This window comes from Stappia sp. BW2 (genome assembly GCF_008107695.1).
Lineage (GTDB): Bacteria > Pseudomonadota > Alphaproteobacteria > Rhizobiales > Stappiaceae > Roseibium.
Map to the genome: position 1 here is coordinate 124,996 of NZ_VIRG01000052.1, position 10,945 is coordinate 135,940.

Here is a 10,945-nt window from a genome sequence, read left to right on the forward strand (position 1 = left end):
GTTCCCTGTCCCGATCTTCAGAAGGAAAAGACCTCGATGGGGCACGGCTTTCCATAAAGGTATCCTTGCCCGATGGTGCAGCCGAGAAGTGTCAGAGCCTGTTCCTGTTCGGGGGTTTCGATGCCTTCGGCGACGCATTGCAGGTCCAGCGTCTTCGTGGTCGACAAAATGATTGCCGCCATGCTGCGCCGGGCGTTGTCCATGGTCAGATTGTCGACAAAGCTGCGGTCGATTTTCAGAACATCAACGGGCAGGTCTTGTAGCTGCGACAGCGAGGAATATCCGGTTCCGAAGTCATCGAGCGCGATGGTGCCGCCCGCCTCTCGCAACATCTCAAGCTGCGATATCGCGGTGCCCTGGTTTTTCATGGCGATTCCCTCGGTCACCTCGAACTCGAAGGTTTCCGCAGGCAGGCCTGTCTTTTCGATGGTTCGCAAAAGCCTTCTGGCAAATCCTGGCAGGTTGAGGTCGTACATGGACAGATTGATCGAGATCTTGACCCCTTCTTTGCGCATTCCCGCCTTGAACCATTCAGCGGATTTCTGCACGACGATATCGGTCAGGGCGGCCGTTGTGCCGATCGATTCCGAGATAGGGATGAATTCCCCCGGCATGATCATTTCACCGCCATTTTGCCAGCGCACGAGGGCTTCCGCGCCAATGCAGACTTTGCTTTCAAGGTCGATCTTGGGCTGCATGTAGACAAGGATGCCGTCATGCTGTTCGACAGCTTTTTTCAAGGCACACTTCAGTTTGTTCTGCCGTTCAATATCAGACCGTAACTTCTGATCGTAGTAGGTGACCTTGCCAACGCCCGCAGCCCGTTCATGAAGCAGGGCAGCCACGGCTTCGCGGAGGATTTCGAGAGGAAGGGTTTCGCTCTTGTCGAGATTGCGAAAGAGCATCCGGCACAGCGGGGCGATTTCAACGCCCTCGATCATGTAGCTTTGTTGCAGAAAATTCTGGAGATCGTCACTGGAGAGCTGATCAGGATCCCCCAGAATGGCAAGCGTGCCATCCCCAACCCGGGCCACGATTTCCAGGCCGTTGAGCCGTGACAGCGTCGCATGCATCTGGCGCAGGCATTCCAGTGCCAGGTGGAGACCGTGATCGGCGACCAATTCGTCGAAGCGGTCGATCTGGATCAGCCCCAGGCCCAAAGGCGTTTTTGTCCGTTTCAGGCAGGCTTCGAAGGACCGGTAGAAGGCGTTCAGGTTGGGAACCTGAAGCGTGGTGTCGAGAAAGGCCAGTTCGTCCAGACGCTCGACAAGCGAGATATTGTCGAAGGCAATCTTGATGTTGCCGCAGTAGAGTTTCACCAGCGACATGTCGGTTTCCGTGACCGGGCCGTCAAGCTCGATCACCGCGACGAGTTTCCGGCGCGACCTGTTGCTGATCGAAAGGAACAGGTGGTTTCCGGACAGTACGGGACCCTCCTGGTCGTGAAGAGAGCTCAGATTATCGAGGATCGCCTGATCGAGGACATCGCTGACGCGTCTGCCTGAAAAGTGCAGAAACGGGCCGGCGGCACAGAGCACCTCACTTTCCAGCACAGAGCTGTCGGTCTGCCAGGCGCAGACGAAGCCCTTTGGGCTGGTTTTTGCCAACGTGGCGACCTGGAGCAGGATGCCCCAGGCAAACATCTCCAGATTGGTCGGCTTGAACAGCTGTTGGGTGCTCTTGATGATCATTTCGAGGCCTTTGCGGCTTGAATTGATCGCGCGATATTGACTGTAGGTGCGAAGGCAGGAGGTAACGACGGTGATCAGGTGATTGCGGCTCAGCTCCGTTTTGGTGCGATAGTCATCGATGTCGTAACGGGCAACGACGGAAAGCTCGGGCGCCACGCCAGGCTGCCCGGTTCGCAGGATAATCCGCATCTCCTCAAGACCGGCATTGCGCATGTCGTGGATCAGATCCAGGCCCGCTGTCTGATTTTCCATGACAACATCTATGATTGCCAGGGCGATGTTATCGAACTCGGCCATTCTGGCGCGGGCTTCGGCTGCGGAATAGGCATGTAACAATTCGATTGGCCGGCCGAAAAACGTCTCGTTCGTCAAGGCGTAGAGGGTTGCCTCATGCACGTCCTTGTCGTCATCGACAATGAGGATCTTCCAGGGCGTTGCGGTGTGGCTCGAGCGGACTGACGAGCGCTCTTCCACCACTTCGACCAGGACGCCGTCAGGCTGCTTTTTGAGGTTCGACATAGTCTTTTTCCTGTGCATTGTCTGCCGCGCCAAATGGGGAGACTCTCGGGAAACGGATTGTCAGCGTCGCGCCACCGCCCTGTGTATTGGAGGCTGAGACAGTCCCTCCCAGAATGGATTCGACGATGTTGCGAACAATACTCAAGCCCAGGCCGTTGCCCCCGGAAGCGAGCTTGGTGGTGAAGAACTGTTCGAATACCAGTTGCTTCAAATCTTGGGGTATGCCGCGCCCGTTGTCGGCAACAACAAGCTCGATCTCGTCACGACCGGCAGCCTTGCCGATAATCGTGATCTGGCCTGACTGGCCTTCGTCAAAGGCATGTATCTGTGCATTCGTAATGAGATTGATGAGCACCTGTGCCAAGGCGCCGGGAAAGGAAACGAGGGTGAGGCCTGGATCAATCTTCGGAACGATGACGATCTTCCTGCCACGGATTTGCGGCGAGATGCTTGCCAGCACATCCTGAACACAGTTGCTGAGTTCGAATTCCCGCAGCCGTTCACTGCTCTGGTCTATGGCCACCTGCTTGAAGTGACCGATGAGATCGGCAGCTCTTTCGAGATTGCGCAACAGAATTGCCATGCCGGAATCGAGATCATTTTCAAACATCTGTAGGTCGGACCGGTGGATCTTGCCGGATTTGATGGTCTCCAGAAATTCCGCAACGCGGCTGGAGAGGGTGCTGCCGATCAGCACGGCGCTGCCGATCGGAGTGTTCAGTTCGTGGGCGATCCCGGCCACAAGGCCTCCAAGGCTTGCCAGGCGTTCCCGGCGCACCATTTCCGACTGCGCTGCCTCCTTGTCTTGCATTGCGAGGTGACGTGCTTCGGCAGTCCGTGCCCAGCTGAAGCAGATCACAGCGAGGATGGCCGTCAGCACCGCCGTGAGCATCACCGAAGCGATGTTCCAGCTGCCTGCGATTGTCGGCGACGGGAGCTTGGAGAAAGCGACCAGAGATACATTTCTGAACGATGGCGATATATGCCCGGCCAGGGACGGCGCAAAACTTCCCTTAAAGATCGTGCGAAAGACGTAATAGACCCCGTCTTGCTCAACTTCGCCGTCACCGTGCCGAGAGATCCTGGACCAGAGCCTTGGATTTTCCACGCTCAAACGGGTTTCCCGTCCGAACATGAAACCCCAAAGTTTTGCTTCAGGCGCTCCCCGCAGCCAGTAACCATCCATGTTTGCCAGTTGAACGGGGCTCGCGGTGACGGCTTGCGTATCGATCACATCATTCAGCAATTTTTCCGCGTTGATGTTCATGACGAGAACACTGCGCTTGCCAGTTTCGTCAGCCGGCAGTGGCGTCGCCAGACGCAGAACTGGTCGCCAGGGCGTTTCGATCTGGCCGTTTTCAATGTTCAGGTCGATAGGGGAAAAATAGATTTGCCCCGTCTTCAGCTTCAATGCCTCGGTGAAATAGTATCTGCTGGATTTTTTCTGCAGACTTTCTTGCGGAACCTCTAGCAGGTGCCCGTTTTTCCGTTCAACTCGAATGATTTCCTGGCCGTCGCCGCTGATGATACGGAGTTGCGCGATGGAAGGCTTTTCTTCGACAAAAGTCATGAAATCCCGAGCGGTCGGCTGGTACATGTCCGCATTTCCGATGGCAAAGTCGAGCAGCCGGTCGTCGTGTGACAGAATGCGAAGATCCGTCGCGAATGCGGACAGTTGGGATTGGATGATGGTTTCCGAGCGTTCCAATGCAGCCAGTATCGACGCCCGGCGCTCCTCGAAGTGCGACTTCTCCGACATGAAAAACGAGGTCTGGAGAATGACAAACAGGAGCGCGGCAGCCACCAGAAACCTGGTTAGAAAGAACCTGGTTCTGTTAAAAGTGACCAAGGTATAGGCCATGGAGCTCTTTAGATTCCCCGTGTTGCCTGAGTTGTAATTCCTGTGATGATCAATCATATCGACGAAAAATTGATTAATTTCGTAGAATAAAATAGACGAGCAGGATTTATTATTTCTCTATTTTATTGCCAATATTAATATTGTTGTTTTTTACTATAGTATTTATTCAAGGGGAGTCTTCGGGCGATGGTGGGAGGCGCCGGAAACGCGGGTTTGAGACCACCTGGTGATCAAACACACTCACATTCGGGATTGTAGAAATGAGCAGCCGTTGGCAGGCCGTCCGAAGAGCGTCATTTGGACGGTGGCGAAGATCTGCGGTTCTAGTTTGGGTGCTGTTGCGGGCGGCCACCCTGACACGCGGTTTCAGTGCGGGCCTGGCGTGTGACTACCGGTATTCGGCCCGGGAGGCGCCGTGAGTGGCTGTGCCGGCCGACTGGCAAGCTTGCTGAGCAGCGCCTGAAGACGCAGGACACAGCCAGACAGTTCATATCTTGAAACAACGGTGCGGCGGGCAGCCTCGCGCATGGCTTGCCGCTCTGCCGGTGCCCGCAATGCCGCGCAAACCTCCGCCGCGATGGTTCCGGTATCCCAGAAATCGACCAGTCTGCCATTGACGCCGTCGCGGATCACTTCCTGCACCGGCGGGGTTTTGGACGCTATGACCGGCGCCTCGCACGCCATGGCCTCGAGAAACGACCAGGACAGCACGAACGGGTAGGTCAGATAGACATGGGCTGCCGATACCTGAAACAGATGCAGGAGATCCCTGTGCGGGATCTGGCCCAGAAAGTGAATCCGCTCAGGCGGCAGGCCGGTTTCCTGAAGAAGTCGGGCGCGCCACGTGTCGCCACGAGACGGTGCGCGCCCGTAGCTGACACCATCGCCACCGGCAACGACGAATGTGGCATCCGGATTGTCGTGCGCAACCTGAGCTGCGGTTTGCATGAATTGCGGAAATCCGCGGTAGGGTTCGAGATCCCGCGCCGCGAAGGTCACCACGGGGTCGCCCGCGCTCAGGTACCTGCCGTCCGGCAGACGGAACCCGGCCATTGGGTCGGGCCGCGCACGGGTCGTGTCGATACCTTCGTGCTGAACGATGATCTTTGACTGATATTCGGTGGGATAACGGCTTTTCTGCCAGGCGGTCGGGCTGATGCCGGCATCAAGCTGATCCAGCGTGGAGAGCTGGATCGCATTGCGAAGCCTCATTGTCTGGCGCTGCTGCAGCGTCATCTCGTCGGAGGGAGCAAAGCCGGCATCACCGCCTTGGGGCTGGAAGTAATATTCGCAAAATCCGACCACAGGCACGTCCGGCAAGGCATCCTTGACGAACATCATGCCACCCCAACCGATATGTCCCATAACGATGTCGGGCTTGCGCCCGGACAGGCTCAGACGTTGAAGGATGTCGGCAACTTTGCGGCCTGCCTCAATGTAGGGAACCGAAGTCCGCGCGTTCGGGTCACCTGCCTGATGGTGGCTGCTCTGATAGCGCAGCACACGCAACCCGGGCACCGGCCGGTCCAGGGTTTCGCAAATCAGTGTGGCGGTCCAGCCATCGGCGATCAGGCGCCGCGCAAGATGAACGAACTGACCGGGTCCATGCCGGTGTACGAACACGATATGCATGCGCCAAACCTTCGTTCAATAACCGGAGCCGTCCAGACGCAAGGGGGATTGTTGAAGGTCCGTCGCCCAGATGACTTCCATCCTGCGCAGCAAGGCAAATGTTTCCTCAAGAGCTCTCAGGTCCTTATCGGACTGGACAATCTGGTTCTGATTGACCTCGTCGGCAGCCTTGATGGCTCTGCAAAGCGTCTTTCCCTTGTCCGTCAGCCGGATGCGGGCGGATCGCCTGTCCCTTGCGGAGGCGGTCCGGTCGACGTAGTCGGACTGGACAAGTTGTTTGAGGCTGTAGGAGGCGTTCGACCCGAGGTAGTGACCCCGGTCCATCAGGTCTCGCACCGACAGATCGTCGTCGCCGATGGTGAACAGCAGCATGGCGTGGGCGGGGGAGATGTCGTCCGCACCAATCCGGATGAGGTCGACACGCAAGCGATCCAGATAGCGGCGATACATTCGCTCGATGACCCGGACGAGTTCGAAATGGTTCGCCTGAGAGGTCTGGACCGTACTTTTTTCCCGGTCTCCGTAACTTGAATGAGTGTGGGTTTCTTCAACCACAGGTTCAACCGGTGATACGTGTTGGTTCATTTCTCTTGTCACATCTTCCAAGACTTTGTGCATTTGCCCCAAACTCCCACTTAATTTCGAACTAAATTCGAAATAACTTCATTGCTATTCTGCTCCCTTTTTATGCATATTTATGCATTCATTAGTTTTGTTTTTTCATTTATTCTCTTTGTCAATCGATCGCCATAATTAAAGTCCCTATATACACCCAGTTAGTCTATATGCTTTCGTCATTCCTATGGAAAAGATGTGTCGTTTTCTAGGCAAAAAGCGCTTTTTTTCGCACGTGCGAACACACCTATCGGTTGAGGTCTCGGAGAATCTTGAATGACTGACAAGACAACACCGGATGCAATCGATCCGTTCCGCCTCATCAGAGAGGCCCGTGTCACCTTTGCAACCGGCCTCGCGGCGGCAGCGGCCCTAAGTGGCTTTATTACGCTGCTACAGATGATCGTGCCGCTGTTTATGCTGCAAGTTCATGATCGGGTTCTGAACAGTCAGAGTCTCGATACATTGACAATGTTACTGATCATCGCCTGTGGCGGGCTGATCCTGTTTGCGATTCTGGAATACATCCGTAGCCAGATCTTTCAGGTGATGGGCAGTGAACTGGTTCGGCGTCTCAACCTGACGGCAATCGAGGCGGGGGTGAAGTCGTCGCTGGAAAAGGGGGGCGGCATGGCCTCCGAAGTGTTGCGGGATCTGAACGATCTGCGCACTTTCGTCACCAGCAACGCCATCAGCGCTCCGCTGGAAGCCATGTGGGTGCCGCTGTTCCTGCTTGTACTGTTTGCCCTACATCCTCTCTACGGGCTCCTGGCGGTTGTTTCCGCAGTCACGCTGATTGGGCTCAATCTCTTGTCCGACATGCTGACACGTTCGTTGCTGAAGGAGGCGAGCACCGCCAACCTTCAGAATGTTGCCACGATCGCCTCCACGCTTCGCCATGCGGAGACCATCGAGGCTATGGGATTGATGCCCGCGCTGACGCGCCGGTGGCGCAAGGGGCAGCTGCACGCCACGGAGCTGATGGCCATGGGCAGCCGGCGCGGCAAGGCGATCCATGCGATGACACGAAGCCTCCGGTTCGGAATGCAGATCGCGGTTCTGGCGCTTGGCGCCGACCTCGTCATCAAGGGCGAAGTGACCGCCGGCACAATGATTGCCGCCAGCATTCTGATGGGGCGCCTGCTGACCCCTTTCGATAATCTGACCGAGAACTGGCGCCAGTGGGTGTTCGCGTCAACCGCCTGGAGCCGGGTGCGCGAGGTTCTGGAGAACCATTCTTCCATTCGCCAGACCGTGCCGACCCCGCCCAGCCAGGGGACGCTCAAGGTGGACAAGCTGGTCTATGCACCGCCCAATGCGCCTGTGCCGGTCATCAAGGGGATTTCGTTCGAGCTCGAGCCCGGCGATGTGCTGGGCATTGTCGGACCGTCGGCGGCCGGAAAATCGACCCTGGCCCGCCTGCTGGTCGGTGTTCTTCAGCCAACCACCGGCGGTGTCTTTCTGGACGGGCACAATGCCTACCTCTGGGAGCGGGCGTCCTTCGGAGCGATGGTTGGGTATCTGCCGCAATCGGTTTCGCTTCTGGATGGAACGGTTCGGGACAATATCTCGCGCATGTATGAAGCCGATCCGCAGATGGTGATCGACGCCGCGCGGGCCGCCGGTGTCCACGAGATGATCGGCCGGATGCCACTTGGATACGACACTCCTGTCGGTGACAACCGCTACACCCTGTCGGGCGGACAGAAACAGCGAGTGGCCCTTGCGCGGGCCCTGTTCGGACGTCCGCGTCTGCTCGTGCTCGATGAACCCAATGCCAATCTGGATACGGAAGGGGAGGTTGCCCTGCTGCGGGCCATTTCACAGGCGAAAGCGGACGATGCCATCGTCATCGTCATCGCGCATCGTCCGGCGATCATGGAAGCGGCCGACAAGATCCTGGTGCTGGAAGACGGCCGGATCGGCCAGTTCGGCGACCGCACGGATGTCGTCAGCACCATTTCCAGGCGTCTCCCTGCTCCTTCTACCCCCCGTGCCTTGCCGGCAAGCGGAGAAGTGGCATGACCAGGCGTTCCGAGCGGGCAGACCCACCAGCTACTTCGTCCTCTTCCGGGGGCACCTCAAAACCCGGACACTCCTATTGGATGGCCGCGCTGAAGGCCGACGACAGCCGTCCGCCCAGCTTGCGCAAGCCCCTGCTGGCGGCGGTTCTGGCCGTCTCGATCGGGTTTGGCGGCTTTCTGCTTTGGGGATTTACCGCCGATCTCGACAGTGCTGCGGTTGCTACCGGCAAGGTTATCGTCGACAGCAAACGCAAGACCATCAGCCATCTGGAAGGGGGCATCCTGCGGCGGTTGCTGGTTCAGGAAGGTGATTATGTCGACGCCGGCCAGCCGCTGGTAGAACTGGACGACACAAGAGCGCGCGCCGAACTGGCGCAGCTTAACGCCAAACGGGTGAGCCTCCTGGCGAGGCTTGCCCGCCTCAGGGCGGAGCGGGATCTGGAGGAGGAGGTCGTGTTCCCGAAGGAGATCAGCAACAGCGACGCGCCGCTGATTGCGGAAGTGGTTGCGGCCGAGCGAGGCGTGTTCGAAAGGCGCCGCCAGGTCTACAGCGGCAAGATTGCCTTTCAGCAGAAAGAGATCGAGCAATATGTCGCCCAGATTGAAGCTAATCAGGCTCAGATCGAGGCCACGGGTCATCGGCGCCAGCTGCTGGAGGAGCGTGTCAGCGCGCTCAGCGGTCTGGAGAAAAAGGGGTTCACGTCAAAGGCTATCCTCAGCGAGGTTCAGCTGGAACTGAGCCAGATGATCGGCGATGGCGGCGAGCTCGCCGCCCAGAAGGCGCGAGCTGAAAAAGCGCGCCAGGGCGCCGAGGTGGCCCTTCTGCAGGCCGAACAGGAATGGCAGAGCGATATCGCCGGCAAGATCCTTGACGCGCAGTTGGAACTCAACGTCACCAACGAGCAGATCATTTCTTCCAAGGATGTGCTCGACCGGCTGGTGGTCCATTCTCCCCAGGCCGGTATTGTCTCCAACATCGAAATGAGAACGCCGGGCGGGGTGGTCGAGCCCGGCAAGGCGATCATGGATATCGTCCCGCGCGATGAAAAGATGCTCGTCGAGGTCCGGATGAACCTCAATGATATCGATTCCGTTCATGTCGGCTCAGAAGCGCGTATCCGTCTGACTGCCTACGACCGGCATGACACCAGCCCGCTTGAGGGCGAGGTGACCTATGTCGCCGCCGACCAGACCGTCGATCCGCAGACGCAGGCAGCCTACTACATTGTGCGTGCGCAGGTTCGCGCCGATGAACTTGAGGACAATCCCACCCTGACTCTTTACCCGGGCATGTCGGCGGAAGTCCTGATCGTGAGGCGCGCCCGCAAGGCGATGGAGTATCTGCTCGAGCCGATTACCGAGAGCCTGGACCGCGCTTTCAGGGAAGATTGACGGGCTTTTTTGCATTCAACCAAAAAATAATAAGGCGTGGTGGCAATGTCGAAGTGCCGTCCCACCGGTTCCGTCGTCGTCTGCGGGTGCTGACGTGCAAGCCGGATGGTCTGTGGAAAATTACACCTATAGCGCGAATGCTGCGTTGCAAAACGACTATGTCGAGCTTTTTCGTGGCTTTCCGGTTGAGTGGTGTTTTTCCGCGAACTTCCGACGATTTCAAGTATCTGAAAAACCCAAGGAATTGGATTTCAATCTATGAGGGAGCGGCCGGTTTCATTGATTTTATTTTGAATTTCGAAATGAAATATAAGTAAAAGAATTGTATTTTCGAATTACTATTAAATAAAAAGTAGAATTAGTTTATGTCATTCAAAATATTGCCGTATTTTTTTCACTATTCTTCACTTTGAAGCGATTGGTAATTGTGTATTGTACTTCTTGCGCTGCAAAATTATGGGGTTTGTGCAGTGCGGTGTGCCGCGGTTCGCGGGGCGTCAATTTAACGAGGCGAACTTCAGGAGTTAGCTACATGGCCACGATTGAAGGCAGTGCTTTCCAGGATTTCCTGCAAGGTACGAATGCCCAGGACTTTATTTTCGGACTGGGCTCATCCGATGTTCTGCTCGGCAATGAAGGGGACGACTTCCTCTTCGGCGGTCGCGGCAGTGACCTCATTGCCGGCGGAGAGGGTGCCGACAAGCTTTTCGGGCAGGGTGGCGAAGATGTCATTCTGGGTGGTGAAGGAAGTGACACCATCTTCGGTGGTGCGGGGTCCGACTACATCGAAGGCGGAGCTGGCGGCGATATCATATTCGGCGGTGCGGACTCCGATATCATTGACGGCGGTGCCGGCAATGACGTGATGTTCGGCGGCGGCGACAACGATGTCTTCGTGTTCACAGGCGGTGGCGGCAACGACATCGTCATGGATTTCCAGGCCGGCGACCTGGTGCAGATTTCCACCAACATCAACGAAACCGGTGTGTCCTCCGCCGCCGATGTTGCCGCACGGGCGACGCAGGTTGGCAACAACACCGTCATCGATCTCGGCAACGGCGACACCGTCACGCTCAACAACGTCGATGCCGACGATCTTCAGGACAATCCCGACGGCTACATCGTCGTTACCTGATGATCCCGCACCCGGGCACGTGGCTTTCCGTGTGCCTGGGTACCGGCGTTTGACCTGGAGCCCTTCGGAGCTCAGG

The 10,945-nt window shown here is 57.1% G+C and carries 7 protein-coding genes; 3 read left to right on the forward strand and 4 right to left on the reverse strand.

Going from position 1 to position 10,945, the window contains the following annotated elements; genetic code table 11:
* Positions 1 to 17: 17 nt before the first annotated feature.
* The 4 genes from FMN63_RS04255 to FMN63_RS04270 all read right to left on the reverse strand — a co-directional run bounded on the left by FMN63_RS04255 (position 18) and on the right by FMN63_RS04270 (position 6,288).
* The gene (locus FMN63_RS04255) at positions 18 to 2,210 is read right to left on the reverse strand and encodes an EAL domain-containing protein (RefSeq protein ID WP_162529978.1); all 2,193 of its coding nucleotides are present in this window, start codon (positions 2,208 to 2,210) and stop codon (positions 18 to 20) included.
* Positions 2,185 to 4,071, reverse strand: a complete 1,887-nt coding sequence (locus FMN63_RS04260) for a sensor histidine kinase (protein WP_162529979.1) — start codon at positions 4,069 to 4,071, stop codon at positions 2,185 to 2,187. The genes FMN63_RS04255 and FMN63_RS04260 overlap by 26 nt, the downstream gene beginning before the upstream one ends.
* Positions 4,072 to 4,437: 366 nt before the next feature.
* Complete coding sequence (locus FMN63_RS04265; RefSeq protein WP_148582708.1) at positions 4,438 to 5,703, reverse strand: glycosyltransferase; 1,266 nt, start codon at positions 5,701 to 5,703, stop codon at positions 4,438 to 4,440.
* 15 nt (positions 5,704 to 5,718) lie between these two features.
* Positions 5,719 to 6,288, reverse strand: a complete 570-nt coding sequence (locus tag FMN63_RS04270) for a MarR family winged helix-turn-helix transcriptional regulator (RefSeq protein ID WP_162854989.1) — start codon at positions 6,286 to 6,288, stop codon at positions 5,719 to 5,721.
* A gap of 306 nt (positions 6,289 to 6,594) precedes the next feature.
* On the opposite strand from FMN63_RS04270, the gene FMN63_RS04275 reads away from it, so the two are divergent.
* From FMN63_RS04275 to FMN63_RS04285, 3 genes are all read left to right on the forward strand, one after another.
* Complete coding sequence (locus FMN63_RS04275) at positions 6,595 to 8,343, forward strand: type I secretion system permease/ATPase (protein WP_148582709.1); 1,749 nt, start codon at positions 6,595 to 6,597, stop codon at positions 8,341 to 8,343.
* Entirely contained in the window at positions 8,340 to 9,734 is a 1,395-nt protein-coding gene (locus FMN63_RS04280) for an HlyD family type I secretion periplasmic adaptor subunit (RefSeq protein ID WP_209000929.1), read from the forward strand. Before FMN63_RS04275 ends, FMN63_RS04280 begins: the two co-directional genes overlap by 4 nt.
* A gap of 532 nt (positions 9,735 to 10,266) precedes the next feature.
* The gene (locus FMN63_RS04285) at positions 10,267 to 10,869 is read left to right on the forward strand and encodes a calcium-binding protein (RefSeq protein WP_148582710.1); all 603 of its coding nucleotides are present in this window, start codon (positions 10,267 to 10,269) and stop codon (positions 10,867 to 10,869) included.
* Positions 10,870 to 10,945: the final 76 nt, after the last annotated feature.